The sequence below is a fragment of the Streptomyces sp. ATCC 21386 genome, from assembly GCF_018728545.1.
In the GTDB taxonomy this organism is placed as follows: Bacteria; Actinomycetota; Actinomycetes; order Streptomycetales; family Streptomycetaceae; genus Streptomyces.
Window position 1 is genome coordinate 5,422,976 of record NZ_JAAVVL010000001.1, and the last position, 24,457, is coordinate 5,447,432.

Here is a 24,457-nt window from a genome sequence, read left to right on the forward strand (position 1 = left end):
CTGTCCACACCGCTGTGGCGGTCACTCAGTGACCGCCACAGCCCACCTCGGTGCACGCCTGGCAGGCGGAACCCCGACGGCGTGGATTTCGGGGCCCCAGGCGGCTCCGCTGCCGCGCACCAGCCAAGCTGGTGCGGCCTTTCGCGGACGCCGACGCCCCTCTCCGTACTGGCCGCAGGACGTCGACCGACACCAGCGGCAGTACGCGCGGGACGCGGCCGGACCGGGGCTGATCCATTGCGATGGCCTGGGCCGGACGTCTCGTAGTCGCGAGTCGGACGGCGGTGGCGCATCGGCCAGCCGTAGGGCCGCTCGGCATGTCGATGCCAAGCGCGGCGGCGTGCTGGACCCACTGCTCGCGGTAGCCGCCGTCGACGCATGCGGCACCCGCGGGGCCGCGAGTCGCTCCGTCGTCGAAGGCGGTGGTGCCCGCGACGACTTTCCCCGCGTCGGCACCCCTTCCTCCGTCCACACCCGCACAGAACTGGAGGAGCACTACCCGAGGCTGCTGACCCCCGCCTCATCAGGAGTCGCCATACCTCCTATGTATAAGGGTATCCCCTCATCTGTATGTGGGCGTCAAATCATCGAAGATCGCGAGAATGTGACGGTCATCGGATTGAACCGGCCGGAACTCTGGACAAGCGGGGCGGAGATGGCCGTTAATACATCCGATGTCCAACGAGGTTGCTTCGAGCTCGGCGGACATGAGCCGCCGTAGTCCGCTGTCGGTGTTGTGTACAGACGAGCGGCCGGCATCCCCTCGCTTCACCAGGAGCCGCACATGTCTTCCGCACCCCTCAGCCGACGCTCGCTGATCAAGGCCGCCGCGCTCGCCGGCGGTACCATGGCATTCGGTCTGCCGCAGGCCCTGTGGCCCGCCACCGCCGAGGCCTACTCCATTTCCTCGAAGCTGGACTGGTGGTACCAGGCTCGCTTCGGGATGTTCATCCACTTCGGGTCCTACGCCCACAACCGGAAGGGCGAGTGGGCGTTCAGCGTCAACAACTGGAGCAAGTCCGCCTGGCAGACGCAGGTCACCCAGGGGTTCAACCCGGTCAGCTTCGACGCCAACCAGATCGCCGATCTGGCCAAGAACGCCGGCATGAAGTACATCGTGATCACTGCCAAGCATCACGAGGGCTTCGCCATGTGGGACTCCAACGTCCCCAGCTTCACCGACACCACCGGCACCAAGCTGTACAACCTGCGCGACTACATCGGCTTCCAGCGCGACCTGCTGGGCGAGTTGAAGGCCGCGTGCGACGCCCGGGGCCTCAAGTTCTGCCTCTACTACTCGATCCTCGACTGGTGCCACCCCTCGCAGACGCACTACAACGGCTGGTCCACCATGTCGTCGATGACTGCCCGCACCAACTACATCAACGACATGAAGGCCCAGCTGACTGAGCTGATGAACGCCTACAACCCGGCCCTGCTGTGGTTCGACGGCGACTGGTGCGGCAACCCCTCCACGCCCACCCTCGTCGACTGGTGGACCCAGGCCGACGGCCAGAGCCTGTACAACTGGCTGACCCAGACCTGGCCGAACGTCATCGTCAACGAACGCGTCAAGCGGGACCACGGCATGGGCGACTACGCGGTCGCGGAGTTCGGTTTCCCCACCGAGCCGATGGACCGCCCGTGGGAGTACTGCGCCACCATGAACGACGCATGGGGCTACAACGTGGACAAGGAAACCTGGTACAAGTCGCCCCAGTACTTCATCCGGGAGATGGTCACCTGCATCTCCCGGGACGGCAACTACCTGCTGAACATCGGCCCCGACGGTGGCCTCAACGCCGACGGCACCGCGAACGACGGCCACGTCCCACAGCAGCAGGTGAACATCCTGAACGGCCTGGCCTCCTGGATGGCGACCTACTCCGACAGCGTCCACGGCACCAGCGGCAGCCCCTTCGCCACCGAGCCGTCCTGGGGCAGGATCACCAAGAAGAGCGGCAAGCTCTTCGCCCACGTCTTCACCTGGCCCACGAACGGCACCCTGCAGATCCCCGCGGTGCACAACACGATCAACCGCGTCTACCTGATGAACAACCCCTCCGCCTCGCTCAACTACTCGGTCAGCGGCGGCCAGATCAACGTCCAGGTGCCGACCACCGCGCCCAACGCGAACGACTCCGTGGTCTGCGTGGAGGTCACCGGCATGCCGGCCGTCCTCCCGGGCGGCGTCTACACGTTCGTCTGCGCCCAGAGCGGCAAGGCCCTCGACAACTCCAACACCACCGCCGAGGGCAACCAGTGCGTCCAGTGGACGCCCAATGGCGGCCCCCCGCAGCAGTGGACGGTCACCGACCTGGGCCACGGCTATTACAAGTTGGTCTCCGTCCGCAGCGGCAAGGCACTCGACAACAACAACAGCACCTCCGACCAGTCGATTGTGGTGCAGCGGACCGACAACAGCAGCTGGCAGCGGCAGCAGCAGTGGGCCATCACCTCGGTCGGCAACGGCAGGTACCAGCTCGTCAACCGGGCCAGCGGCAAGGCACTGGACAACGCCAACACCACCTTGGACGGCAACCCGGTCATCCAGTGGACCAAGGGCACCGGCCCCACCCAGCAGTGGACCGCGACCAAGGTCGGCTGAGCACCCGGTGAACGGATGACGGAGCCGGTCGGGGCCGCGAGACGGCCGTGACCGGCTCCGTCGGTGCGCGCACGCGGTGGCCCCGGCACCAACAGAGTCACGGCGTCTAAATGCCCACCGAGACGCGCAGTTGGTGCATACGGAGCGCGAGTTGGACGTCAAGCGCCTCAGGCCCCCGCCAACCGTCGCCGAGCACGGAGTCGATGCGGTCCAGCCGCTTGAGCAGCGTGTTGAGATGGACTTGGAGGGCCCGTGCGGTCTGAGCCAGGCTTCCACGGTTCGCGAAGTAGGCCGCAGCAGTGGTGACGAGGTCGGTTGAGCGCTGAGCGTCGTAGGCGAGGAGTGGTCCTAGCGTGGCTGAGATGAAGCGGTCCAGTTCGTTGATCCGGTCAGGAGCGAAGAGGAGCGAGTAGAGGGCATAGTCACTTGTCGTGGCGCCGTGGTCGGTCCTGCCCAGAGCGAGTGTGAGGTCGAGGCACCGGCTCGCCGTCGCCAACGCGCGTGCCCAGTCGTGGCCCTGAACGTGTTCGCCAATGAGATTGACGTCGCGGTCGAGCTGCTTGCGTATGGCACGGTGTCCGTCGGCGACAGCCGCATCGACGTCTTCGGCATGCAGGAGCATGGTGGCTCGGCCGAGGTATTCACCTGCCAGGCCCGCGTGGTTCTGCGCGTACACGTGGAGTTGGCGTGACAGCTCGATGGTGGCAGCCGTGGTGGAGTCGGCGACCACGAGGAGGTTGAGCGCGTCGGCATCGATGCCGCGCGCGCGAGTACGTGCCCGCTGCGCTGCGCTGACATGGGGGCTGTTGACCAGCAGCTCTGTCATCAGCTCACCGCTGAGCCGCTCGGCCGCGTCGGCGACCGCGTTCTCCTTAAGGATCATCAGAGCGGCAATGTGTGTGGCTCTCTCGAGCATGCGCAGGTCAGCCGGGCTCGGGCTGGCAGGCTGACTCCACACGAGGGCCCCGAGGTAGCTGTCTCCGGCCTGGACGACTGCGACACTGTGCGAGGTGGCGGATGCGTCCTGCTGGGTCATGCAGCGTCCCGTGCGATGCGCGCCCTCGAGGGCTTGCCTGATCCCGGGCCACGCCGGATTGCCGCTGTCATGGAGTGTCTGGTCGACGCCCGCACTCGCCAACAGCGTGTTGTCGCGACCTAGGAAGATCACCGCTCCGCCCATCTGATCGGCCAGGTGGCGGGCGACGTCCTTCGGTCCGCCGCCGGTGAGGACGACATCGGTGAGCGCCTCGTGAAGTCCGATCGCAGGGGTCAGGCCAAGGCTGTCGCTCCTGCCATCGTGCGGTGGCTGAGCACAGAGTGCGTGAGTGGGTGGCAGTCGAGGACTGCCGTCGTAGTGCGGACGAGCGGACACCGCTGCCTACGGCACACTGCCGCCGGGGCCCCGTCCGAATGCCCGGACAGCAGCCAGTCACCTCTCGCCGGACACGGCCGAACCCGGCACCTCCTCCAACCCAGGTGCTCCCGGTCCGGGCAGGCGGGTGAGCGCGAGACGCAGGAACGCCTGCGCGGCCGGTGAGGCCGGAGCAGGATCGCGATGAGCGAGGGCCAGCGGCTGGAGCGCCTGCGGGTCGTCGAGGCGCAGGACGCAGTCGGCGTGGTCGCCCGGGATGATCGCGTCGGTCACCGGTCGGGGCACGAGGGTCACCCCGATGCCCTCCAACGCCAGTGAGGCGAGGTCTCCCGCGCTGCGCAACGCGCAGACACTCCGGCGGCGGGCGCGCGCCCGGTCGAACGCGGCGTCCACCTGCATGCGCAGTCCGGTGTCCGGACTGCATTCGAGGAAGCGCTCGTCGGCCAGGTCGCCCAGATCCACGACGCCGGTTCCGCGCAGCCGGTGCCTGCGGCCCACGACGGCCACGAGCGGCGTCAGACGCAGCAGGTGGTACGCGATGCCCTGGGGCAACTGGTGTTCGTGCAGGGCGATCACGGCGACTTCGAGCTCGCCGGTCAGGAGCTGCGTGGTGGCTTCCACGCCGTCCGCGTCGGAGAGGATCACCTCGACCGCGGGGTAGGCCTCCTGATACTCCCTCAGCAGGCCGAGATGGTCGATCTTCCCAGCCGTGAGCGTCAGCGAACCGATGCGCAACCGTCCGCGCACAGGCCCGTCGAGCGAGGCGACCTCGGCCTGCATCTCCTGGACCGCCTGGAGCACCCGTCGCGCGCAGGCGACGAAGGTCTGGCCGGCCTGGGTCACGCGGACGCTGCGGCTCGTCCGCTCGAAAAGCCGGGCACCGACCTCCCGCTCAAGCTGGGTGATCTGGTGGCTGAGCCCGGACTGCCCGATGCGGCAGCGCGCCGCGGCCCGGGTGAAGTTGAGCTCGTCGGCGATGGCCACCGCGTACTCCATCTGCCGCAGATCCATCGCATTCTCCGATCATTTCGTGCGTGTTTCAGTGTTGGACGCCGAAGGCGTCCCGAGGACATGATGGTCGGCACCAGCCCATCGGCTCGGTTTCACCAGGATTCCACTGCGCCCCTCCTCGCAACAGCGCGCTGCCAGCCAAACGGAATCAATCACATTCTTCGCTTGATCTGACCTTGCCACAAGGGAGAGAGCCATGGCCATCGCAACGACGCAGGCCGACGGGACCCCCGGGCAGCAGCCCGTGGGCACCCAGCCGCCTCCGGAAACCATGCAGTTCCCGGACACGCCGAAGTTCCGGGGGTTCTTCGCCCCGTCGCGGATCGAGGCGGACGTCTACGACCTTGAGGTCGAGGGCCGTATACCTCCCGAGCTGAGCGGTGCGTTCTACCGTGCCGCCGCGGACACCCAGTACCCGCCGCGGTTCCCGAACGACGTGTACATCAACGGCGACGGCATGATCCACATGGTGCGGTTCGACAACGGCCACGCGGATCTGAAGACGCGCTATGTCCGCACCCAGCGCTTCGAGCTCGAACGCACCGCCCGCCAGGCCCTGTTCGGCGCCTACCGCAACCCCTACACCGACGATCCGTCGGTCGCCGGCATCGACGACGGCAACGCCAACACCTCGATCATCTGGCACGCGGGCAAGCTTCTCGCACTCAAGGAGGCGGCGCTCCCGTACGAGCTGGATCCGGCCACGTTGGAGACCAAGGGCGTCTACGACTTCTCCGGCCAGATCCCGGGCCGGACCTTCACCGCGCACCCCAAGCACGACCCGCGCACCGGTGAGCTGATCGCCTTCGCGTACAACGCCAGCGGTCTGCCGGACAAGCAGATCCACATCTACGAGATCTCCGCGGACGGCAAGGTCACCCGTTCCCAGACCTTCGAGGTCCCGTACTCGTCGATGGTGCACGACTGGCTGGTCACCCGGGACCACTTCGTCTTCACGATCTCGCCCATGGTCGCCGATCCGGAGCAGATGAAGACCGAGGAACAGTACTTCGTCTGGGACCCGAACCAGGGGACCTACGTCGCGATCATCCCGCGCGACCAGGGGGTGAGCGGCATCAAGTGGTTCCGCAGTGAGCAGCTCATGGAGACCCACACCCTGAACGCCTGGACGGACGGCGACACCCTGGTCGGCGACCACTTCGTCACCAAGTCCGGCTGGTTCTCCCAGTTCCCGAAGACGACCGTCGGCCTGCTGCCCGAACTGCCGCCGATCCTGCACCGCTGGACGTTCGACCTCACCCAGGGCGCCGCCCACTGGGACGACGCCGCCGACACCTACCGCAGCGAGCAACTCCTCGCCTCGCCCGGTGACATGCCCCGGGTCGACCCCCGTGTGCTGATGGAGAAGAACCGCCACTCCTGGGTCGGCGGCATGCACCCCGATCTGCCCATGCCCGAGTTCGGTCCCATGGGCCCGCCGTTCAACTCCCTCATCCACCGCGACGACAGCACCGGTGCGACGGCCATCTGGGCCGCCGGCGAGCACGCCGCGCCCGAGGAGCCGGTGTTCATTCCCAAGTCCGCGGACGCCGACGAGGGCGAGGGCTATCTGCTGGCGCTGGTCGGCCGGCGCGACCAGATGCGGCACGACCTGGTCGTCCTGGACGCCCTCGACATCGCCGCCGGCCCGATCGCCACCGTGAAGATCCCCTTCCGCCTACGGTACGGCTTCCACGGCACCTGGGTGCCCGCTGCCGAACTGGGAAAGTGAGCACATCCATGCGACTCACCAGGTGCGGCCACGCCTGCGTCCGGCTGGAGCAGGACGGCGTCGTCATCGTCATCGACCCCGGCAGTTACTCCGACCCCCGGGCTCTCGACGGGGCCGACGCGGTCCTCGTGACGCACGAGCACGTGGACCACTTCGCCGAGCCCGTACTGCGCGCGGCAGCCGAAGCCGATCCCCGCCTGCGGATCTGGGCCAACCGGTCCGTGGCGGACCAGCTCACCGGGCTCGGCGCCGACAGGGTCACCGTGGTCGGCGACGGGGACGCCTTCGACATCGAAGGCGTGGGCGTCGAGGTGCACGGAGAGCTTCATGCCGTGGTTCATCCGGACCTGCCGCAGGTCACCAACGTCGGCTTCCTCGTGGGGGGCGGTGGCGCCACCGTTTTCCACCCGGGCGACGCTTTCACCGTGCCCGCGCGCCCGGTGGACACGCTGCTGCTGCCCGTACACGGCCCATGGTCCAAGACGGGCGAAGTCGTCGACTACGCCCGTGAGATCAAGCCGCGCAGTGCCGTGTCGATCCACGACGGCGGTCTCAGCGACAGCGGGAACGCGCTGGCGGACCACATGCTGCAGGTGTGCCTGCGGGACATCGGGACCGACTATCAGCGGGTGGCGGCCGAGGCCGGAACGGAGCTCACCTGATGGCTGCGTCGAGACAGAAGCCGCCCGGGGGGTGGCTGGGCCTTGAGGGGCGTGACGCGCTCGTCATCGGGGCCGGAGGACTGGGCACCGCCTGCGTCCGTGCCCTGGCGGAAGCCGGAGCACGGCTGACGGTCGTCGACGCGGACGAGGCCCGCCTCAAGGCCCTGCGCGACGATCCGGCCTGCGCGGCCGCCGTCGTACGGACCCTCACCGCGGACCTGACCTCGTCCGAGGCATGCGAGCGGGCGGTCGCCACGGCAGCCCGCGAGCTCGGTGGCCTGGATGTGCTGGTGCACGCCGTCGGCATGAACGACCGCCGTCCCGTGGTGGACACACCCGACGAGGTGTGGGACCACATCATCACCTTGAACCTGTCGACCGCGTTCTGGACCGGACGCGCCGCGGGCCGACTGATGCGCGCGGCCGGACACGGCAGCATGGTGTTCTTCTCCTCCGTCTCCTCCCTGCTCGCCCACCGCCACCACGGCCCGTACGCCGCCTCGAAGGGCGGCCTGGACCAGCTGGTGAAGGTGATGGCCCGCGAGTGGGCCGCCGAGGGCGTCACCGTCAACGCCGTCGCCCCGGGTTACTCGGAGACCGAGCTGACCCGCGAGTACCTGGCAAAGCCCGGCATGCGCGAGGAGTTGACCGCTCTGGTCCCCGCCGGGCGTCTGGGACAGCCGGAGGACGTGGTCGGAGCCGTCCTGTTCCTCGCCTCCGCCCGCGCTTCGTACATCACCGGCCAGGTGCTCTACATCGACGGCGGCCGCACGCTCGTCTGAGCCCCCGCCCCGTCGCACTCGCCTGGACATTGCCGGAACCGCCTCGAAGGGAGCGCGGATGACGACCGCACGCCTTGCCGGACTGCTGCCCGGCGAGCTGGACGAGCAGCAGAGCGAGGTCTACCGGACCATCACCGCAGGCCCCCGGGCCGCCGGACCACAGGCGTTTCCCCTCGTCGACGAGGAGGGCCGGCTGCGCGGCCCGTTCAACGCCATGCTGCTCAGCCCGCCCGTCGGGCTGGCAGTCCAGGCGGTCGGGGCGGCAGTGCGCTATCAGTCGGTCCTGAGCGACCGTGTGCGCGAGATGGCCGTCCTGGTCGTCGCCGCCCACTGGGGGAGTGCCTTCGAGCAGGCGGCCCACGAGGCCGTCGGCCGGACGCACGGCCTCACCGAAACCGAGCTGGACGCCCTGCGCGCCGGCGGACTGCCGGACCTGCCGGACCCGGCCGAGCGGGCGGCGCTGCTCGCGACGGCAGCGCTGACCCGAACCGGTGCGCTCAGTGACGGCGAGTACTACGACACGGTGGCCGCGTGGGGAGAGCGAGGTCTGTTCGAACTCACTGCCCTGGTGGGCTACTACGCGCTGCTGGCCCTTCAGTTGCGGGTTTTCGCGGGGGAAGGCCCGGCGGAGCAGGCGGAGCACCGCGACACATCACACACCGAAAGTGGGACACCATGAAACTGATCACCTTCGACGACGGTCGCGTCGGCCGGCTGGAGCTGGAGGAGCGGCTCGTCATTCCCCTGGAAGTGGGCTCGACGCGAGAGTACTTCGAGCGCGACGGCCGGGTCGCGGAGAGCGGGGAACGCCTCGCCCTGGACGACGTGACGCTGCGCGCGCCGATCGTGCCGAAGAAGTTCTTCCACACCTCCGGCAACTTCCGTGAGCACGAGGACGAGTCGAAGAACGTCGACTGGTCCCACCCGATGCACAAGGGCATCGTCTTCTTCCAGAACGTCGACGCGATCGTCGGCCCCGACGAGCCGGTGATCTACCCCGAGCACCTGACCAGCGAACTCGACTACGAGCTGGAGGTCGCCGTCGTCATCGGCAAGCCCGGCAAGTTCTTCGGCGTCGACGACGCGCCCGACCACATCGCCGGATACGTGGTCTTCAACGACATCAGCGCGCGCGACATCCAGCGCCGGGAGATGGAGTCCGGCGTCTTCTCCTTCTGCAAGGCCATCGACACGTTCTGCCCGGTGGGTCCGTACATCGTGACCGCCGACGAGATCCCCGATGCGCAGAACCTCGACATGGAGCTGCGGGTCAACGGCGTGGTGCGGCAGAAGTCGAACACCAACCGCATGTCCGTCTCCATCCCGCACTTGGTCGCCTACCACTCCCCGCAGGGCTACAGCGCGGGGGACCTGATCACCACCGGAACCGTGCAGGGCGTCGCCGGCTTCAGCGGCGACCCGGAGATGTACCTCAAGCCCGGTGACGTCGTGGAGGCGGAGGTCGAACGCCTCGGGGTGCTGCGCAATCCCATAGTCGGCTGGGAGCAGGGCCACGGCACGCCCGTACCGCAGAAGGTGGACTGGTGAGACTCGGCGTCATCGAGGGCCGGGCCGTCGTGGTCCGTGGTGAGCGGGCCGCGGATGTCGGCTGGGCCTCGCAAGGGCGGCTGTCGACCGACCCGATGGCCCTGCTGGAGCAGTGGCAGGCCTTCCGCGACTGGGCCGCCGGTCTGGCCGACGAGGCGTACGACATCGAGGTGGACCCGGCTGCTCTTCAGGCCCCGGTGCCCCGGCCCCGGCAGGTCTTCGCCCTCGCCCTCAACTACCCCCCGCACGCCGCCGAGGCCGGATTCACCCCGCCCGAAGAGCCGTTGGTGTTCACCAAGTTCCCGAGCTGCGTCACGGGCCCACGGACCACGGTCGGGCTTCCCGTCGGCAAGGTGGACTGGGAGGTCGAGCTGGTCGCGGTGATCGGTGTGTCCGCCCACCGCGTGCCCGTCCACCGTGCCTGGGAAACGGTCGCCGGGCTCACCGTAGGACAGGACCTGTCCGAGCGTGTCTCCCAACTCCGGGGAAAGCCAGCACAGTTCAGCCTGGGCAAGTCCTTTCCGGGCTTCGGGCCGACCGGTCCGGTCCTCGTCACACCGGACGAGTTCGACGACCCCGACGATCTGGAGATCACCGGCCTGCTCAACGGCGAGATCGTCCAGCACGACCGCACCAAGTCCATGATCTTCTCGGTGCCGGAACTGGTCGCCCGCCTGTCGGCCGTGGTGCCGCTGTTCCCGGGCGACCTGATCTTCACCGGCACCCCGGCCGGGGTCGGCAACCGGATGGACCCGCCCCGCTATCTCGCCGAGGGCGACGAACTCGTCAGCCGTGTCGAGGGCATCGGAGAGATCCGCCAGCGCTTCACGGCCGTACACCCCTGAAGGGACGTCCCATGACAGAGCAGAGCATGCCCCGCCGCTTCGAAGGCCGTACCGTCCTGGTCACCGGTGCCGGCACCGGATACGGTGCCGAGATCGCCGTACGCGCCGCCCAGGAGTGCGCCCGGGTCGCCGTCCACTACCGCAGCTCCGTGGCCGGAGCCGAGAAGACGGTCGCCCGGATCAGGGAAGTCGGCGGCGAGGCGTTCACCGTGCAGGCCGACATCGCCGTCCACGCCGACGTCATCCGCATGGCCGAGGAGGTGTTCGCCCGTTTCGGCGGCCTGGACGTGCTGGTGAACAACGTCGGTGACACGGCGGCCGAGCAGATGTCCTGGCGCGAGCTCACCGAGGAGTCCATCGACCACATCCTCGCGGTGGACGTCAAGGGAACGATGCTGTGCGTCCACGAGTTCGGCTCCCGGATGCTGGAGCAGGGCCACGGCGCGATCGTCAACATCGGCTCCACCGTGATCGTGCGGGGCAGCGCCCGGGCTCCGCAGTACGCGGCCGCGAAGTACGGCCTCCTCGGCATCACCAAGTCCTACGCCCAGGCGTTCGCCCCCGCCGTGCGGGTCAACACCTTCGCCCCCGGTTTCATGGAGACCGAGATGCTCCTCAACCGTGCGGACTGGAAGTCCGGCCGCCGCGAGGAGTTGATCGCCAAGACCCCGATGGGCCGCATCCCGGGCCCCGCCGAACTCGCGGGCACCGCCCTCTTCCTCGCCACCGACGACGCCGCCCACATGACCGGCGCCTACCTCAACGCCGACGGCGGCTTCAACATGATCGGCGCCTGACCCACAGGATGCACGCCGCCCGAGCAACCAAGGAGACGACCTCGTGCCACTTGACCGTGACCTTCTGATCGGCGGCAAGGAGACCCCGGCCGTCTCCGGGCGGACCGCCGCCGACATCAGTCCTTGGACCGGCGAGCCCTGCGCCAGGGTCGCCGCGGCCGGCCCCGAGGACGTGCGCGCCGCGGTGGACGCGGCGGATGCCGCCTTCGCCGGATGGGCTGCGCTCGCACCCTTCGCCCGGCGGAAGATCCTCCTGCGCGCGGCGGACCTCATGGAAGAACGCCGTGAACAAGCCGTCGCTTTGATGGCCGCCGAGACGGGCGGGACCCGTGGATGGGCGCTGTTCAACGTCGCGGTGGCCGCCGGCATGCTGCGCGAGGCCGCCGCCGCGATCACCGCCCCGCGCGGGGACGTGCTCACCACCCAGGAGCCGGGCGGACTCAGCCTCGCCGTCCGCGAACCCCTCGGTGTCGTGGCCGCGTTCGCGCCGTGGAACGCGCCGGTCATCCTCGGCACCCGGGCGGTCGCCGCCCCGCTCGCGGCGGGCAACACCGTCGTGGTCAAGGCGAGCGAGGACGCCCCGATCGCGTGCGGCCTGTTCGTCGCCGACGTGCTGCGCGACGCGGGACTGCCCGACGGCGTCCTCAACGTCATCACCAACGACAGGGCGGACGCCGCGGACATCGGGCGGGAACTGGTCGCGGATCCGCGTGTCCGTGCCGTCAACTTCACCGGCTCCACCGGCGTCGGGCGGATCATCGGTACCCTCGCCGCCCAGCACCTCAAGCCGGCCGTGCTCGAACTCGGCGGCAAGAACTCCGTGATCGTGCTGGAGGACGCCGACCTCGACCACGCCGTGAACGCCGCCGCGTTCGCCGCGTTCATGAACTCCGGCCAGATCTGCATGTGCGCCGACCGCATCCTGGTGCACACCTCACTCGTCGGCGAGTTCACCCGGCGGTTCACCGCGAAGGTCGCCGATCTGCCGAGCGGCGACCCCGGTCTGCCCGGTACCGTCATCGGCCCACTGGTGGACGAAGCCGCCGCACGGCGGGTCGCCGCCCTGGTCACGGACGCGGTCGGTAAGGGCGCGCGCGTCCTGACCGGCGGTGGCACGCCAAAGGGGGCCCTGTATCCGGCGACCGTGCTGACCGACCTGCCCGAGAGCGCGGAACTGCACCACGCCGAGGCCTTCGGACCCGTCGTCGCCATCAGGGCCTTCGCGGACGACGACGAGGCGGTGGCCCTGGCCAACGACACCGAGCACGGCCTCAGTTGCGGCATCCTCACCGAGAACGGCACCCACGGACTGAAGGTGGCACGCCGCATCCGCACCGGCATCGCGCACGTGAACGATCAGTCGGTGGGGGACGAACCGCAGGCACCCTTCGGCGGGTTCGCGGCCTCCGGTTACGGCCGCTTCGGCGGACGCTGGGGCATCGAGTCCTTCTCGAACACCCGCTGGTTCACCCTCTCCACCGAGCACTCCCACTACCCCTTCTGATCCTGCCGCGTACGGCGCCTGCCCGGAGCCGTCATCACCACAACCAGGGAGGACCTATGGCAACGTTCCGCTTCGACACCCGAGTCGCACAGGACCCCGACCGCGTCTGGGCCGTCCTCACCGACGTGAACACGATTCCGCAGTGGTTCCCGGCCATACAGGAGGCACACTTCGACGGCACGCACCGCCACCTGACCACGGCCCAGGGCACGATGAAGGCCCTCGTGGTGACGAAGGACGACGCGCTGCGCCGCTTCCAGTACCGGTTCGTCGAGGGCATGCCCCAGCCCATCGACTTCCACCTGGGCACCATCGACGTGCTGCCCGACGGGGACGGTTCACGTGTGGTCTACAGCCAGGAGATCCTTCCCGAGGCCCTGGCACCCATCGTCGAGGGAGCCGTGGGCGAGGGGATCGCGGGCATCGCCCGGTACTTCGCCCAACACCCCTGACCCGTCAGGTGCGCACGAGGTGAGAGCTGGGGCCACGTGGTAACGCAGCGAGGCACCTCGGTGCGGGCCGGGTCAGGTGAGCGGGTCCGCCTTCATGTACGAAGCGGGTCCTTCGCACGGGTTGGCGGTGAGTCCGCCGAGTACGGCCACCACGAGCAGGCCGATCGCGGGTTGGGCCGCAGAGAGCGTCGGCTCTGATGCCGCGCAGACCGCGCCGGACAGTGCACTTGCGGTGATCACCGGCCTACGGCCGTGGAAGCCCATCCCCGGCGAGTGCGCCCGGCGACGCCCTTGGTGAACGTCTGGCTGACCACGACGGCGAGGAGGCAGAAGCCGCCGACGAGCACGGTCCTGCCGAGCGGAGTGCCGCGCCGCCTCGGCGGTGCCGGAAACCGCATCGCCTCCACGGATCCGTAGTGTCCGGGGTGAGCTACTCACTTCGCTGAAGGCGGCCGGACAAGGACATCGCAGGCTCTCTCCCGCTGCGGACCTCCTGAGGGCCGCTCGGTCACCTCCGGCCGAGTCGTCACTCCCCGCGTGGCGTTGACCCGGGCCCGGGGTCGGGAAGGGGGCGGCGGGCGGCCTTGTGGGCGTCGTCCGGTGGGACGCCCAGCATGCGCAGGACCATCTCGGCCAGGTTCACGGCGGCTTCGTCGCCGTTGAGGTCGGGGCGGGCGAATCGCATCTCCACGAGGGACAGCAGGGTTCCGCCGAGTGCGGTCAGGGCGACCACCGGGTCGACGGGGGTGAAGCGGCCGGACGCCAGGCCGGCCTCAAGGTCTCGCAGCGCCCGACGGGCCAGGCCGTTGTCCGAGTGGATGTGCCCGAGGCCGCGTCGGCGCAGGATCTGCATCAGTTCGGGGTGGGAGTCGGCCATGAGGGCGCTGAGCCGGAAGCCCGCCGCAACGAGTTCCGCCGGATCGTCGATCCCCGTAAGACACTCGCACGCGCCGCGGCGTACGGCATTCGCTTCCTGCGGGCCACCGGCTTCGCCACCCTGACCGGCGACCCCGTGAGCGGCGTTGTGCTCCCCGACGGCACCGAGCTCACCGCGGACCTGGTGGTCACCTGCGCCGGAGAAGCACCTTGCGTCGACTGGCTGGCAGGGACCGGCCTCGCCGACCGCCTCGGCGTGGGCATCGACGATGCCTGCGCCACCACCGTGCCCGGCGTGTTCGCCGCCGGCGACGTCACCTACCTCCGCGGCGACGGCGCACGGCCCGACCGGCGTGCGCCCTTCTGGTCCAACGCCGTCGCCCAGGGCAGGACCGCGGCGGCCTCCGCCCTCGGTCTCCCACCGCCGGGACCAGCGCAGGACGACTACTTCTGGACCGAGGTCGCCGGGCTCACCGTCAAGATCGTCGGCCGCCTGCCGCTCCTCGGTGAACCGACCACGGTGCAGGGCTCCGTGGCCGACGGACGCGCGCTGCTGACCTGGAGCCACGCAGACGGAACGTCGACGGCAGTCGCCTACGGACGGCGCAAACCGGCCGCCGCGCTACGGGCGTTGGCCGCGACGCCATTGCCGCCGTCACCTGACGGCGGCGAGATGAGCGTCGCGACGTAAGGAAGCCATGGGGCGGAGGCGTGGCCGGGGTGCTCTTCCGCGGCGCACCCGGCCGAACGCCCCGGTCCCTGCGGACAAGCCGTGCCTGATCGAGTACCAGGCCTGCCTCGGCGAGTCGAACGCTGCGCTCAGCGGCCCGGCCAGCACGGAAGTTCCACCTCCATCCATCCAGAGAGCCGCGCATCATAAGGCGGCGTGGAACCGCAGTGCGTGCTGTGCCCTGTCGAGTGTTCGCGTCATTCAGTGACCCCGCGTGGCCCACGAGCCCGTTGCCAGGAATCGGAGAAACCGACGCGTCCACCTGCAGGGGGAGCCGCCTCCGTTTCAGTGGCAGAGACTTCGGCGCCCGAATGGCACCGTGGTACCACTCGGGCGCCGATCAGCGGTACGCCTCAGGGGGTGACACAACTGAAGGGGCATGACTGGTGAGGCGGTCGGACGCACCGGGACCCGCGGAGCGCGGGAAGGCTCAGAAGATGGTCACCTCGCTGCTGTAGAGGACGAACGAGCGACAGGGGTCGTAGAAGCCGCCCGTCGCGGCCGACCGCTCGCGCAGTGAACGCTCGTACGCGGGGAAGTGCGCCAGCGCTTCTTCCCGGGAGTCGTAGTACAGAGCGGCGACGCCCGCGAATCGGGGTGCGCCCTCGCCCCCGAAGTGACGCAGTGCCCGCTCGGCCCCTGGCACCTGCCGGTGCTGTACGTATCCGCGCAGCGCCTTGACCTGAGGCTCCTGTTCGGCCAGAACCTCCTCATGGGCGGTCTGCCACCGCTCGGCGACGTCGACCGGGGCCGGTTCTTCGGGCCTGCGGACGAAATGGAGCACCTTGACCAGACCCTCGCGCTCGTCGGGTGCCGGCAGCGGCATGAGCGCCACCGGGCGGGTGAGCAGGGCCAGGGCGCTGGGCAGGTCGTTGAAGTGGGCGCCATCGGGGCCGATGACCTCGCGTGAGTACGGGTCGGACATGGTGGCGGCCAGCGCCTCCATGTTCTCGAAGTGCAGCTCGGTGACGGAGTCCCGGCCGAACTCGGTCAGGTATGCGGGGTCCCCCTCGCTGCCGAAGGACGCGTCGAACACGTGGTTCTGGATGTACCTCCCGATCCCGAGGGGGTTCGCGGCGGCCAGAGATCCGTGCACGTGCTGGAGGTAGTGCAGAAACGCCTGGTGGGTCATGCCCGGCTTGCGGCGGATGGCGGCGATCAGGGTGAGCATGTCTCTCCTGCGGCGAGTGGTGATCGGCTGCGCGGGCGTGCCCGCGCAGCCGATCACGACAGGTGTGTGCTTCTGACGGCGGATCGGCACGGCGGCAGGTCAGCCCGCCATCTGCCGGACAGGTTCCGGAGCGGTGCCGATCCGGCGGCGCCGGGCGGCGAGGCCGAGCGCGCCGGTTGCGACGGCCCCCGCGAGGGCGATCACGCCCATGGCGCCCGCGAGGGTGCCGACGGCGGAGGCGAGTGCGAGTGCCACGAGCGGGCAGATGAACTGGCCGAGGAAGAAGGAACCCGTCCACAGGCCGATGCCGCGACCGCGGTCGGCATAGTGGAGCTTGGACATGGCGAAGGTGAGCAGGCTCGGCAGCATGAGGCCACCGCCCAGCCCGTTGACCACGGCTCCGAGAGTCACTACGACGGGATTGGGGGCGAGCCAGACCACCGCGAAGCCGACGGTACAGATTCCGAAGGCGGTGGGCAGCCAGTCCTGAGGGATGCGGCCGGTCTTGGTGAAGACGATGGCGCCGACCACGATCGCGGCACTGGCCGAGGCGGTGGCCAGCCCGATGATGCCGGACGCGGTCACGCCCATGTCGTCCAGGAGGAACGCCATCTGCACCTGGAGCGTGTAGAAGAGGATGGCGCCGAAGACCGTCAGCGCGCACGTGCCCGCGAGGGGACGCCAGGGGAAGGGCCGCCGAGCCGTCGGGTCCGAGACGGTGTGGGAGGAGGCGTCCGCGTGGTCGTCCGGTCGGGGCTGGGGGAGGAAGGCGGCCATGGCGGGCGCGAGCAGCAGGCTGACGGCGTAGGCCCAGAACGGTACGCGCCAACCGGCGGATCCGGCCAGGCCGCCGAGCACGAAGAAGGCCGTCGCCGAGATCGAGGCGCACATCGTCTGCATCGCGAGATAGCGGTCGCGTTGCCGCCCGCTGTAGTAGTCGCCGATGAGCGTGGTGCAGCAGGTCATGATGGCGGCCTCGGTGACACCGACGAGGGCGCGGCTGGCGACGATGGCGCCGAGGGAGTCCAGCCACAGGGGGGCGGTGCCGAGGATCGCGTACAGCACGGTCGCCACGACGAGCAGGCGTTTGCGGCCCAGCCGGTCGACGACGACTCCGGCGAAGGGGGCCAGCAGCGCCAGTGCCAGGGCCGGGATGGTCAGGGCCATGGGGACGAGCGCCTCGACGCCCGGTACATCCGCGAAGTGGTCCTGCATCTGCGGCAGGACAGGGGCGATGAGCACGGCGCCGAGGATCGGCAGACAGGCGCCGGCCATCAGCAGCGTGAGACGAAGCCGGTGGCCGGGGCCGGACACGATCTGCTCGGACGGGGGGTCCGCGACAGTGTCGGGCGTCGAAGGGGACGGGAGCGGGGGCACGGGTGTGGGCATGCGGGAACTCCACGTGGCAGGTCGGGAAGGGGACGGGGTGGTGCCGCCGTCATGGTCGGACTACCCGGTACCCGTGGCAGGGTCGGAGCAGGGCGGCCGATAGCTGCCGGCGTCGCGGCGAGCCGGCTCTTCGGGCGCCTGTGTGGCCCCGGCAGCGGGTGATGGTGCGGCTCCGGCGCCGGGTTGAGACGACTATGGGCCAACGGGCATGCCCTGCCTAGCCCTCGTCCGATCGATATCGACGATGTGGATCATCCAGGATCTGGATACACGGCACGTGGGGGAGCCCGCTATCTCGGTGGGAGGGCGACGATACGGCCGGGCTCGGAAGCGGCCAGCTCCGCTCCCACGCGGGCCGCGGTCTCGCGCAGCCAGATGTGGGCCGCGTCGTGGGTGTGCACCGGGTGCCACCACAGTGCCTCCTGGAGAGGGACAGCCCCGTAGGGCGGTTCCATGAGGCGTACGGCCGCCACGCCGCGCAGCAGCTCGGCCAGGCGCTGCTGTACCAGGGCGATCCGGCGGGTGCCTGCGACCAGGAAGGGCAGCGACTGGAAGCTGTCGACGGAGATCTCCACGTGCGGATCGACACCGAGCATGCTCAGCTGCCGGGCCGCCGGAGCGTCGTAGGCACGCTGGTAGATGACCCAGGGCAGCCGTGCCAGGTCCTCCATGGTCAGCTGGTCGCCGACCTCGTCGTTCGTCTCGGCCACCAGGAAGGCCCAGCGGTCGGTGAACAGGTCGACGGCGGGGAACCCGCTGATGATGCCGCGCGGCATCAGCAGCCCGTCGGCCGTGCTGAGCAGCGGTGCGGTGTCCTCCGTGACGTCGATGGGCGTCCGCTGGAAGCGCAGCCGCACCCCCGGGGCCTCGGCGTGCACGGTCCGGGCGAGTGCGGCGCCGAACACGGCGAGGGCGTAGTCGGAGCTGAGCAGGGTGAACTCGTGCTCCTCGCGGCCCGGGGCGAAGTCTGCCCTGCTGCTGAAGACCCGTTCCAGCAGGTCGCAGGCGGTCGAGGTGCGGTCCAGCAGAGCGCGGCCGAGGGCGGTCAGCTCGTACTGCTTGCCGACGCGCGAGAGCAGGTCGTCGTCGAAGTGGCGGCGCAGGCGGGCCAGGGCCGCGCTCATCGCCGGCTGACTGAGCCCGACGCGCTGCCCGGCACGGGTGACGTTGCGCTCCTCCAGCATGGCCCGCAAAGACAGGACCAGATTGAGATCGAGACCGGAGAGGGACACGGCGCCTCCAGAGCAAGGCTGCTCGCAGTATCTACGCAGCGGATGATCAGCATCCAAAGAATCTATTTCCCAGATTGTGAGATGAGCGTCAGATTGGTCCCACCGCAATCTGGAGGACATTCCCGTGAAACCCGCAGCCGCTTCCCCGTCCTTCTCCGGCCCCTTGGCCCTTGGCGCCTTCTCCGCCCCCGGCCAGGTGTCGTTTCCCGGCCTGGTGAGCCCTCGGGGGCTCGTGCTGGACCTGCGTACGGCCCTCGGCGCGCCCGCCCTGACGACCCGGAAGATTTTCGAGCAGTGGGAGCAGACGCTCCCTCGCCTGCACGAGCTCGCGGCCGACGAGACGGCGGACTGGCGGCCGGTGGAGGGCCTGCGGGTGCACGCGCCGGTCGAGCCCCGCCAGGTCTTCCAGTCCGGCGCCAACTACCGGCAGCACGTGATCGACCTGGAGGTCGCCCACCGCTCCCCCGACGACCCCCGCACGGTCGAGGAGGCGCGCGCGGAGATCGCCGCGATCATGGACCGGCGGGCGGTCGAGGACCTGCCGTACGTGTTCATCGGCCTGCCGAGCACGATCACCGGCCCCTTCGACGACGTCGTACTCCCGGACTGGGCGCGGCAGCCCGACTGGGAGCTGGAGTTGGCGGCCGTCATCGCCAGGCCCGCCTACCGGGTCTCCGTCGAGGAGGCCCTGGAGTGCGTGGCCGGGTACACCATCGCCAACGACCTCACCGACCGCGCCACCGTCTTCCGCCGGGACATGCCCGCCATCGGTACCGACTGGCTGCGCTGCAAGAACGCCCCGGGCTTCACCCCGCTCGGCCCGTGGATCGTGCCCGCCGAGTCGATCGCCGACCCGGGTGACCTGCGGGTCACGCTGAAGCTCAACGGCCGGACCATGCAGGACGAGTCCACGAAGGACATGCTCTTCGGCATCGCACGGCTGGTGTCGTACATCTCGCAGACGGCTCAACTCCTTCCCGGTGACCTGGTGTTGACCGGCAGCCCGGCCGGCAACGGCATGCACTGGGGACGGCTGCTGCAGGGCGGCGACGTCATGGAGGGCTCCGTCACGGGGCTGGGCGCGCAGCGCACCCGCTGCGTCGCCGAGGGGACCGCGTCGTGACGGCCCCGCTCGACCCCACGGACGCCGAGGGCGCGATCGCCGAGGCCGCCAAGCGGTGTTCCAACTGGGGGCGTTGGGGCGAGGACGACGTGCTCGGCACGCTGAACCTCCTCGACGAGGCCAAGCGCCGCGAGGGTGCGGCACTGGTCCGCCGGGGCGCGAGTTTCTCGCTGTCGCAGCGGTTCGACATGAACGGGCCGCAGAAGGGCTGGCGCCGCCGCACCAACCCCGTCCACACCATGCTGGACACGGGAACGGACGCGGCGCTCGGCAACCAGGGCTTCCCGCACGGCATCGGCGGCGCCGACGACGTGATCACGATGCCCTTGCAGTGCTCCACCCAGTGGGACGGGCTCGGGCACATCTTCGACCACGGCAAGGCGTGGAACGGGCGGGCGGCCGAGAAGGTCGTCACCTCCGACGGCGATCTGGTCACCGGCGTCGAGCACATGGCCCCGTACGTCGCCGGACGCGGAGTCCTCCTCGATGTCGGCCGGGTGATCGGCGACGAACGCGGAGAACTGCCGGACGGTTTCGCGATCACCGAGGAACACCTGACCGCGACGGCCGAGGCGCACGGCGTGGCCGTCGGCCGCGGGGACATCGTCGTCGTCCGGACCGGGCGGCTGGCGCGCGCCCGCCGCGAGGGCTGGGGCGACTACGCGGGCGGAGACTCTCCCGGTCTGTCCTTCACCACCGCCGGCTGGCTGCACACGAGCGAGATCGCCGCGATCGCCACCGACACGTGGGGTTTCGAGGTACGGCCGAACGAATTCGACGGCGCCTTCCAGCCGCTGCACCAGGTCGTCATCCCCCACATGGGCCTGCTGATCGGCGAGATGTGGGACCCCGACGCCCTCGCGGACGACTGCGCCCGCGACGGCGTGTACGCGTTCTGGCTCACCGCCGCGCCCCTGCCCATCACCGGAGCCGTCGGCTCCCCCGTCAACCCCGTCGCCGTCAAGTGACCTGCCCGACGAAGGAGTTGGCCATGGAAGAAGCGTGAACAGAAAGAGAGTCCTGGTCGTCGGGGGCGGCACCTCCGGCAACGTCGTGATGGTGCTGCTGCGGAGGGCGGGCATCGACGTCGACCTCGTCGAGGTCAGGCCGGACTGGAACGTACGCGGCTCCGGCATCACCCTGCAGGGCAACGCCCTGCGCGTGCTGCGCGAGATCGGCGTCTGGGACGAGGTCCGCGAGCACGGCTGCGGCTTCGACTCCCTGGGGCTGACCGCTCCTGACGGCACCTTGCTCCACGTCGGCGAGGTCCTGCGCGCCGGCGGAGACGATCTCCCCGCCACCCTGGGGATGCTGCGACCGGTGCTCCAGCGCATCCTCGTCGACGCCGTCCGGGCCTCCGGCGCGAACGTCCGGCTCGGCACCACCGCCGAGATCGTCACCCAGGACGACACGTCCGTGACCGTCCGCCTCAGCGACGGCACCGAGGGCCGCTACGACCTCGTCGTGGCCGCCGACGGACTCAACTCCACGACCCGCGCCGCCATCGGCATCGACGTCCGACCCGAGCCGACCGGCATGTCGATCTGGCGTGTCCCGGCACCCCGCCCGGACGGAGTGGAGCGCAGCGACCTGGCCCACGGCGGCCCCTGCTACATCGCCGGCTACACCCCCACCAGCAAGGACACGGTCTACGCCTATCTGGTCGAGCCCAGCCGCGACCGCTCCACCATCCCACCCGAGTCCTACGCGAAGGAGATGCGCCGGCTCTCCGAGGACTACGGCGGTGCCTGGGACGAGATCCGCGAGTCGATCACCGACTCGACGCAGGTGAACTACACCTCGTTCGACCGGATGCTGGTCGAGGGGTCATGGCACCGGCCAGCACCCGCGCGTTGCCGCGCAGGCTGAACCCGGCCGCCTTCAGCAGGGCCGCGACGGTGTCGCGGCCCATTTTCCTGCCCTGGGCGGCGAGTTCGTCCACGAGGCGGCGCAACGACTTCGTCGTCCACGTCAGCGGCTTCATCGGATCGCCCTGCGTATGCTCCTCGACCAGCTCCAGCAGGGCCGGCACCAGACCCGGGTCCCGGTCTGCCAGGGCCGGGCGCCCTGCCCCCGGTCGCCGTACTCGCCCGTCCGGCTCCGTGTCGGCGTCGAGTTCGGCCAGGCCGCGGCTGACGCAGCCCTTCGAGACTCCTGCGGCCCGCGCTACCGCGGCGAAGCCGTCGTGGTGCTTGGTTGGTCAGGATGCCGTAACTCATCTTCGCGGCAGCCGCCGCGTCGGCCCACTGCCCGCAGTTGACACTCGGAGGAGCGAAGAGGGTGGAACTCTGGTTGGGTTCGGCCCGTTCCTGGTTGGTGAAAGTGCCCCGGCTGAAGTGGTTGAACATGCCGAACCGCATGTCGACCATCCTGCTCAGGTTGGTCTGGGTGTCCGCGGCGGACTCCTGCGGCAGAAGGCCGGAGAAGCCCGGGACGAGCGGCAGGGCGGTCGCGGCGGTCGCCGCACCCGCCGCGCCGAGCAGCGTACGGCGGGTCATTCTTTGTGAGACATGGTTCAGCCCCTGTGACTGGTTGTGTGCGGAGAGGTCACTTGCTGTGGACTGTCTGTGGGGGCAACGTCTCGGAAGGCATTCGACGTCGGCCGGTGTGTCGTGGCGCCGGTGTCCATCGGGCTGGGAAAGGTGCTCCGATGGAGACCGCGGCACCGAGTCACCGAGGACGTGAGTGGCTTGGGCGGCCGGCTGTTGGAACTGACCGGGGGCCGGTCGTCGATCCTGTTCGCCGCCCTCGCCGGGTTCAGCGGGATTGCCCGAAGGGGCACCGGGGCGGTCCGTCCTCGACGTCTCGTGAGGGGGCGTCGGTCAGACTGGTTGCGAGCCATTGCTCGACGGCCGTGATGTGGACGGTCGCGGCAGAGGCGGCCAGCAGGGCATCGCGTGCCTGCAGCGCGTCGAGGATCTGCTCGTGGTCGTGGTGGGCGTTGTCCAGGGCGTGACGGGTCCGGCTGCCGCGGACGATACGGACCCGTTGGGTGCGGGTGGAGAGGACTTGCAGCAGCATCGACAGCACGGGGTTCCCGACGGCTTCGACGATCCTGAGGTGGAAGGCGGTGTCGTGGGCGACGAACTCCTCCACGGTGGTGACGGTCCGGGACCGGTCGAGGATGTTGCGCAGTTCCTGGAGGTCCTTCGGTTTCAGGAGCGCGGCGGCCAGCCCTGTCGCCTGCGGTTCGAGCAGCCGGCGTACCTGGAGCAGTTGCAGAGCCGTGTGGCCCTGGGAGACGTCCGCGGCGAAGGAGAGGCTTTCCAGCAGGAGGTGGGGCTCCAGACTGGAGACGTACGTGCCGTCGCCCTGACGGGTGACCAGGATCCGCATGGCGGTCAGCGCCCGCACGGCCTCGCGCAGGGAATTCCGGGACAAGCCCAGTTGTCCGGCGAGGATCTCCTCCTTGGGCAGCCGGGAACCGGGCGCGAGTTCACCCTCGACGATCATCGTCTTGATCTTGTCGATCGCGTCGTCCGTCAGTGCCACGAGCATGCCTCTCCGTGCCGGGGATGAGTGGGACGGGCTCTGCCGGGCCCGGTTCGAGGCCGACAGAGCCGTTTGCGGTTTGTGGCTATTCCTGCTTCTCGCCGGAGGCGAAGCGGGAGATGATCAGGGCGACGATGATGATCGCGCCGTTGAGGAACTGGTTCCACAGCGGCGGTACACCCGCCAGAGTCATGACGTTGACGACGAGCTGGAGGGTGAGGACACCGGTGAGCGCGCCGAAGACGGATCCCTTGCCGCCGTTGAGGCTCACCCCGCCGATGACGGTCGCGGCGAAGACCTGGAAGATCCAGCCGCTGCCCTGGGTGGCGGAGATGGAGCCGTAGTGTCCGCTGTAGAGGATGCCGGCGAACGCGGCGAGCACGCTACCGGTGATCAGCACCGCCCAGACGATCCGGTCGACGCGGATACCCGCGGTGCGGGCCGCCTCCGCGTTGCCGCCGATCGCGTACAGCGCGCGGCCGTGCCGCAGCCACGCCAGTGCGCTGCCGCCCGCCGCGAACAGCACCGCGCAGATCCAGATCGCTGCCGGGACGCCCAGCCAGGATGCCTTGCCCAGGTAGGTGAAGGAGGAAGGGAGCTCGACGATGGACTGGCCCTCGGAGAGGGCCACCTGAAGGCCGCGGAGCATGGTCAGGGCGCCGAGGGTGACGATGAAGCCGTTGAGCCGCAGTTTGAGGATGAGGAAGCCGTTGACGGCGCCGATCACCGCGCCGACCAGCAGACAGAGCGGTACCGCCGTCCACTCGGGGAACAGCCCGAGGCCCATGAACCGCCCGCCGCTGGAGGGCAGCACGAGCCACACGGCGATGACGGGGGCCACGCCGATGGTGGACTCCAGGGACAGGTCCATCCGTCCGCAGATCAGGACGAAGGTCAGCGCGAGGACGAGCAGGCTCAGCTCGGTGGACTGCTGCAGCACGCCGATGAGGTTGTCGGCGGTGAGGAAGGCCGGCGAGACGATGAACCCGATCAGCATGAGGACGAGGATGGCCGGGACCAGGGACAGTTCGCGGAAGCGGCCGAGGTCGACCCGGCGCCGTGCGGTGTCCGCGGTGGCCGGCTCCGCTGTGCTCGCTGCGGGCTCGGTGATATCTGTGGTGGCGGACATGG

Annotated in this window: 23 protein-coding genes and 3 pseudogenes; 14 read left to right on the forward strand and 12 right to left on the reverse strand. The window is 69.6% G+C overall.

Translation table 11 applies throughout. The annotated features are described in order from the left end of the window. Window positions 1–784: 784 nt before the first annotated feature. Entirely contained in the window at window positions 785–2,608 is a 1,824-nt protein-coding gene (locus GWK25_RS23110) for an alpha-L-fucosidase (protein WP_215452580.1), read from the forward strand. Window positions 2,609–2,714: 106 nt separating this feature from the next. Here GWK25_RS23110 and GWK25_RS44560 read toward each other — a convergent pair whose 3' ends face one another. Both GWK25_RS44560 and GWK25_RS23120 read right to left on the reverse strand, forming a co-directional pair. Next, window positions 2,715–3,980, reverse strand: coding sequence for a helix-turn-helix domain-containing protein (locus GWK25_RS44560; protein ID WP_215452583.1), 1,266 nt, complete (start codon window positions 3,978–3,980; stop codon window positions 2,715–2,717). A 57-nt stretch (window positions 3,981–4,037) separates the two neighbouring features. After that, window positions 4,038–4,991, reverse strand: coding sequence for a LysR family transcriptional regulator (locus GWK25_RS23120; RefSeq protein WP_251828999.1), 954 nt, complete (start codon window positions 4,989–4,991; stop codon window positions 4,038–4,040). A 196-nt stretch (window positions 4,992–5,187) separates the two neighbouring features. Between GWK25_RS23120 and GWK25_RS23125 the strand changes: the two genes are divergently transcribed. Genes GWK25_RS23125 through GWK25_RS23165 form a run of 9 tightly spaced genes read left to right on the forward strand, consistent with a single transcriptional unit; the run spans window position 5,188 to window position 13,313 of the window. Next, window positions 5,188–6,723 (forward strand): carotenoid oxygenase family protein, encoded by a 1,536-nt coding sequence (locus GWK25_RS23125; protein WP_215452584.1) that lies wholly within the window; start codon window positions 5,188–5,190, stop codon window positions 6,721–6,723. 8 nt (window positions 6,724–6,731) lie between these two features. Further along, a complete protein-coding gene (locus tag GWK25_RS23130; RefSeq protein WP_215452585.1) occupies window positions 6,732–7,385 on the forward strand; it encodes an MBL fold metallo-hydrolase in 654 nt (217 codons plus the stop codon). Next, a complete protein-coding gene (locus GWK25_RS23135) occupies window positions 7,385–8,167 on the forward strand; it encodes an SDR family NAD(P)-dependent oxidoreductase (protein WP_215452587.1) in 783 nt (260 codons plus the stop codon). The genes GWK25_RS23130 and GWK25_RS23135 overlap by 1 nt, the downstream gene beginning before the upstream one ends. A gap of 58 nt (window positions 8,168–8,225) precedes the next feature. Continuing rightward, the gene (locus tag GWK25_RS23140; protein ID WP_215452588.1) at window positions 8,226–8,846 is read left to right on the forward strand and encodes a carboxymuconolactone decarboxylase family protein; all 621 of its coding nucleotides are present in this window, start codon (window positions 8,226–8,228) and stop codon (window positions 8,844–8,846) included. Continuing rightward, window positions 8,843–9,715 carry a fumarylacetoacetate hydrolase family protein gene (locus GWK25_RS23145; RefSeq protein ID WP_215452589.1) on the forward strand — a complete coding sequence of 291 codons (873 nt, stop codon included), beginning with the start codon at window positions 8,843–8,845 and terminating at the stop codon, window positions 9,713–9,715. The genes GWK25_RS23140 and GWK25_RS23145 overlap by 4 nt, the downstream gene beginning before the upstream one ends. Then, window positions 9,712–10,560: a fumarylacetoacetate hydrolase family protein gene (locus tag GWK25_RS23150; protein ID WP_215452590.1), complete on the forward strand. Its 849-nt coding sequence runs from the start codon at window positions 9,712–9,714 to the stop codon at window positions 10,558–10,560. The genes GWK25_RS23145 and GWK25_RS23150 overlap by 4 nt, the downstream gene beginning before the upstream one ends. 11 nt (window positions 10,561–10,571) lie before the next feature. Beyond that, entirely contained in the window at window positions 10,572–11,357 is a 786-nt protein-coding gene (locus GWK25_RS23155; protein ID WP_215452591.1) for an SDR family NAD(P)-dependent oxidoreductase, read from the forward strand. A gap of 43 nt (window positions 11,358–11,400) precedes the next feature. Continuing rightward, window positions 11,401–12,861 carry an aldehyde dehydrogenase family protein gene (locus GWK25_RS23160; RefSeq protein WP_215452595.1) on the forward strand — a complete coding sequence of 487 codons (1,461 nt, stop codon included), beginning with the start codon at window positions 11,401–11,403 and terminating at the stop codon, window positions 12,859–12,861. 56 nt (window positions 12,862–12,917) lie between these two features. Continuing rightward, window positions 12,918–13,313 (forward strand): SRPBCC family protein, encoded by a 396-nt coding sequence (locus GWK25_RS23165; RefSeq protein ID WP_215452598.1) that lies wholly within the window; start codon window positions 12,918–12,920, stop codon window positions 13,311–13,313. A 72-nt stretch (window positions 13,314–13,385) separates the two neighbouring features. Here the strand turns inward: GWK25_RS23165 and GWK25_RS23170 are convergent, their stop codons facing one another. The 3 genes and pseudogenes from GWK25_RS23170 to GWK25_RS23180 all read right to left on the reverse strand — a co-directional run. After that, window positions 13,386–13,553 (reverse strand): hypothetical protein, encoded by a 168-nt coding sequence (locus tag GWK25_RS23170; RefSeq protein WP_215452601.1) that lies wholly within the window; start codon window positions 13,551–13,553, stop codon window positions 13,386–13,388. Continuing rightward, on the reverse strand, window positions 13,550–13,711 hold the full coding sequence (locus GWK25_RS23175; protein WP_215452603.1) for a hypothetical protein: 162 nt from the start codon (window positions 13,709–13,711) through the stop codon (window positions 13,550–13,552). Before GWK25_RS23175 ends, GWK25_RS23170 begins: the two co-directional genes overlap by 4 nt. Before the next feature lie 128 nt (window positions 13,712–13,839). After that, window positions 13,840–14,256, reverse strand: a pseudogene (locus tag GWK25_RS23180) (TetR/AcrR family transcriptional regulator); the annotation flags it as partial. Here GWK25_RS23180 and GWK25_RS23185 point away from each other — a divergent pair. Next, window positions 14,176–14,880, forward strand: coding sequence for an FAD-dependent oxidoreductase (locus tag GWK25_RS23185; protein WP_308404491.1), 705 nt, complete (start codon window positions 14,176–14,178; stop codon window positions 14,878–14,880). The pseudogene GWK25_RS23180 and the gene GWK25_RS23185 overlap by 81 nt on opposite strands. A gap of 469 nt (window positions 14,881–15,349) precedes the next feature. Here the strand turns inward: GWK25_RS23185 and GWK25_RS23190 are convergent, their stop codons facing one another. The 3 genes from GWK25_RS23190 to GWK25_RS23200 form a co-directional block, all read right to left on the reverse strand. Next, window positions 15,350–16,090, reverse strand: coding sequence for an EthD domain-containing protein (locus GWK25_RS23190; protein ID WP_215452605.1), 741 nt, complete (start codon window positions 16,088–16,090; stop codon window positions 15,350–15,352). Between the two features lie 99 nt (window positions 16,091–16,189). Then, a complete protein-coding gene (locus GWK25_RS23195) occupies window positions 16,190–17,479 on the reverse strand; it encodes an MFS transporter (RefSeq protein WP_215452607.1) in 1,290 nt (429 codons plus the stop codon). A gap of 290 nt (window positions 17,480–17,769) precedes the next feature. Next, the gene (locus GWK25_RS23200; protein WP_215452610.1) at window positions 17,770–18,711 is read right to left on the reverse strand and encodes a LysR family transcriptional regulator; all 942 of its coding nucleotides are present in this window, start codon (window positions 18,709–18,711) and stop codon (window positions 17,770–17,772) included. Between the two features lie 124 nt (window positions 18,712–18,835). On the opposite strand from GWK25_RS23200, the gene GWK25_RS23205 reads away from it, so the two are divergent. The 3 genes and pseudogenes from GWK25_RS23205 to GWK25_RS23215 form a co-directional block, all read left to right on the forward strand. Beyond that, window positions 18,836–19,834, forward strand: a complete 999-nt coding sequence (locus GWK25_RS23205; protein WP_215452612.1) for a fumarylacetoacetate hydrolase family protein — start codon at window positions 18,836–18,838, stop codon at window positions 19,832–19,834. Then, on the forward strand, window positions 19,831–20,802 hold the full coding sequence (locus GWK25_RS23210; protein WP_215452614.1) for a cyclase family protein: 972 nt from the start codon (window positions 19,831–19,833) through the stop codon (window positions 20,800–20,802). The genes GWK25_RS23205 and GWK25_RS23210 overlap by 4 nt, the downstream gene beginning before the upstream one ends. A gap of 34 nt (window positions 20,803–20,836) precedes the next feature. Beyond that, window positions 20,837–21,673 (forward strand): annotated as a pseudogene (locus GWK25_RS23215) (FAD-dependent monooxygenase); the annotation flags it as partial. On the opposite strand, the gene GWK25_RS44800 reads toward GWK25_RS23215, so the two are convergent. From GWK25_RS44800 to GWK25_RS23230, 4 genes and pseudogenes are all read right to left on the reverse strand, one after another. Then, window positions 21,606–21,818: a hypothetical protein gene (locus tag GWK25_RS44800; RefSeq protein ID WP_374200696.1), complete on the reverse strand. Its 213-nt coding sequence runs from the start codon at window positions 21,816–21,818 to the stop codon at window positions 21,606–21,608. The pseudogene GWK25_RS23215 and the gene GWK25_RS44800 overlap by 68 nt on opposite strands. Before the next feature lie 168 nt (window positions 21,819–21,986). Beyond that, a pseudogene (locus GWK25_RS43640) lies at window positions 21,987–22,332 on the reverse strand (alpha-L-fucosidase); the annotation flags it as partial. Window positions 22,333–22,591: 259 nt separating this feature from the next. Further along, complete coding sequence (locus GWK25_RS23225) at window positions 22,592–23,326, reverse strand: FadR/GntR family transcriptional regulator (RefSeq protein ID WP_215457529.1); 735 nt, start codon at window positions 23,324–23,326, stop codon at window positions 22,592–22,594. A gap of 85 nt (window positions 23,327–23,411) precedes the next feature. Further along, window positions 23,412–24,455: an ABC transporter permease gene (locus GWK25_RS23230; RefSeq protein ID WP_215452618.1), complete on the reverse strand. Its 1,044-nt coding sequence runs from the start codon at window positions 24,453–24,455 to the stop codon at window positions 23,412–23,414. Window positions 24,456–24,457: the final 2 nt, after the last annotated feature.

What these genes read in the sequence shown, in the direction of transcription:
- GWK25_RS23165 (WP_215452598.1), top strand. Translation starts at nt 12,918, where the DNA reads ATGGCAACGTTCCGCTTCGACACCCGAGTCGCACAGGACCCCGACCGC.
- GWK25_RS23145 (WP_215452589.1), top strand. Translation starts at nt 8,843, where the DNA reads ATGAAACTGATCACCTTCGACGACGGTCGCGTCGGCCGGCTGGAGCTG.
- GWK25_RS23140 (WP_215452588.1), top strand. Translation starts at nt 8,226, where the DNA reads ATGACGACCGCACGCCTTGCCGGACTGCTGCCCGGCGAGCTGGACGAG.
- GWK25_RS44800 (WP_374200696.1), bottom strand. Translation starts at nt 21,818, where the DNA reads ATGAAGCCGCTGACGTGGACGACGAAGTCGTTGCGCCGCCTCGTGGAC.
- GWK25_RS23120 (WP_251828999.1), bottom strand. Translation starts at nt 4,991, where the DNA reads ATGGATCTGCGGCAGATGGAGTACGCGGTGGCCATCGCCGACGAGCTC.
- GWK25_RS23130 (WP_215452585.1), top strand. Translation starts at nt 6,732, where the DNA reads ATGCGACTCACCAGGTGCGGCCACGCCTGCGTCCGGCTGGAGCAGGAC.
- GWK25_RS23135 (WP_215452587.1), top strand. Translation starts at nt 7,385, where the DNA reads ATGGCTGCGTCGAGACAGAAGCCGCCCGGGGGGTGGCTGGGCCTTGAG.
- GWK25_RS23230 (WP_215452618.1), bottom strand. Translation starts at nt 24,455, where the DNA reads ATGTCCGCCACCACAGATATCACCGAGCCCGCAGCGAGCACAGCGGAG.
- GWK25_RS23110 (WP_215452580.1), top strand. Translation starts at nt 785, where the DNA reads ATGTCTTCCGCACCCCTCAGCCGACGCTCGCTGATCAAGGCCGCCGCG.
- GWK25_RS23155 (WP_215452591.1), top strand. Translation starts at nt 10,572, where the DNA reads ATGACAGAGCAGAGCATGCCCCGCCGCTTCGAAGGCCGTACCGTCCTG.
- GWK25_RS23175 (WP_215452603.1), bottom strand. Translation starts at nt 13,711, where the DNA reads ATGCGGTTTCCGGCACCGCCGAGGCGGCGCGGCACTCCGCTCGGCAGG.
- GWK25_RS23195 (WP_215452607.1), bottom strand. Translation starts at nt 17,479, where the DNA reads ATGCCCACACCCGTGCCCCCGCTCCCGTCCCCTTCGACGCCCGACACT.
- GWK25_RS23125 (WP_215452584.1), top strand. Translation starts at nt 5,188, where the DNA reads ATGGCCATCGCAACGACGCAGGCCGACGGGACCCCCGGGCAGCAGCCC.
- GWK25_RS23190 (WP_215452605.1), bottom strand. Translation starts at nt 16,090, where the DNA reads ATGCTCACCCTGATCGCCGCCATCCGCCGCAAGCCGGGCATGACCCAC.